The sequence below is a fragment of the Endozoicomonas sp. SESOKO3 genome (assembly GCF_024606255.1).
The window spans coordinates 1-1,565 of sequence record NZ_JAHHPR010000182.1; the positions used below are offsets into that span (position 1 = coordinate 1).

Here is a 1,565-nt window from a genome sequence, read left to right on the forward strand (position 1 = left end):
TGGTTGAAAGAGGCTATACCGAGAAGCAGGTGAGACTGCTGGCTGAATGGTATATCAGGGTTAGAAAGTCGCAGTAAAATGTCAGGCCTGCGACGCTGTCGCAGGCCCTGTTTAATGGAATTATTCTTTGATCATTTAGATCTCCGGTCAACGTCCGTGGACGGGCAGAAAAAGTGATCAAAAAATGATTTCGAGATCGCTCCGACAGTGACTGATGAATGTCAGAAGCTGGCTTACGGAGCCAAAATAAACAAAAAACGGTGGCAAAATGTCACCCTATTCCGATAACTAATACAGACATGAGCGAAAACAGCCATGAGCGAAGAAAGCTGTAAACAAAAAAGTCATGGAAAAACAGGTATTGGAATAACAAGGTTTTGAACAGGCCGTTCAAAACTGGCGACATAGAAATCATGAAATGTTCTGTGTCATAGCAGACAGGGAGCGTGCGAATGAGCATTATTATTGATCGACGTCTGAACGGGAAAAACAAAAGTACTGTCAATCGACAGCGTTTCCTGGACAGATACCGGAAGCACATTAAAAAAGCGGTTTCTGAAGCGGTTAACAAACGCTCCATTACGGATGTGGAATCAGGCAGCCAGGTCACCATTCCCACCAAGGATCTGTCCGAACCCCGTTTTCAGCATGGTCAGGGTGGCCGCTACAAACAGGTTCATCCCGGTAATAAGGAGTTTGTTTCAGGCGACAGAATCAAACGTCCATCCGGTGGTTCTGGCCAGGGTTCAGGTCGAGGCAAAGCCGGTAACTCTGGCGAAGGTATGGATGAGTTCAGCTTCCAGATCAACCATGAAGAGTTTCTGAATCACATGTTTGACGACCTTGAGCTGCCAAACCTGGTTCGAAAGCAGCTTCAGGATGCCACTGAGTTCAAAATGAAGCACGCAGGTTACACCAGTGAAGGTTCTCCTGATCGCTTGAACATTGTTCGCTCCCTGAGATCAGCTCATGCTCGAAGAATTGCCCTGGGTGGTGGTGCCCGCAAAGAAGTAAGAGCGTTAAGGCGACAGCTTCGTGAGCTGGAAGTCAGTCCGGAGGAGACCAATACTCAATTGGTTGAAGAACTTCGTGAGAAGATTAAAGAGCTCAATGGCAAGCTGAAAAAGCTGCCCTTTATTGATGACTTTGATCTCAAGTACAACAACCTGATCAAAGTTCCCAGCCCCAGTAACAAGGCTGTGATGTTTTGTGTCATGGATGTCTCCGGCTCCATGACACAGGAAATCAAAGACATGGCCAAGCGCTTTTTCATCCTGCTCTATCTGTTCCTGCAACGTAATTACAAACAGATCGAAGTCGTCTTTATTCGGCACCACACTGCCGCAAAGGAAGTCGATGAGGATGACTTCTTTTATTCCCGGGAAACCGGCGGAACCATTGTGTCCAGTGCCCTGGAAATGACCCGCGACATTATCAATAACCGTTACAATCCGGTGGACTGGAACATTTATGTTGCTCAGGCTTCCGATGGCGATAACTGGGAAGGGGATTCCAGCGTTTGCTCCAAAATTCTGACTGAACAGATCATGTCAAAGGTTCAATAT

General features: G+C 46.9%; 1 protein-coding gene. It reads left to right on the plus strand.

Going from position 1 to position 1,565, the window contains the following annotated elements; genetic code table 11:
* Positions 1-452: 452 nt before the first annotated feature.
* The coding region (locus tag KDK18_RS03215; protein ID WP_257253169.1) for a YeaH/YhbH family protein at positions 453-1,565 on the plus strand (1,113 nt) is incomplete at its 3' end.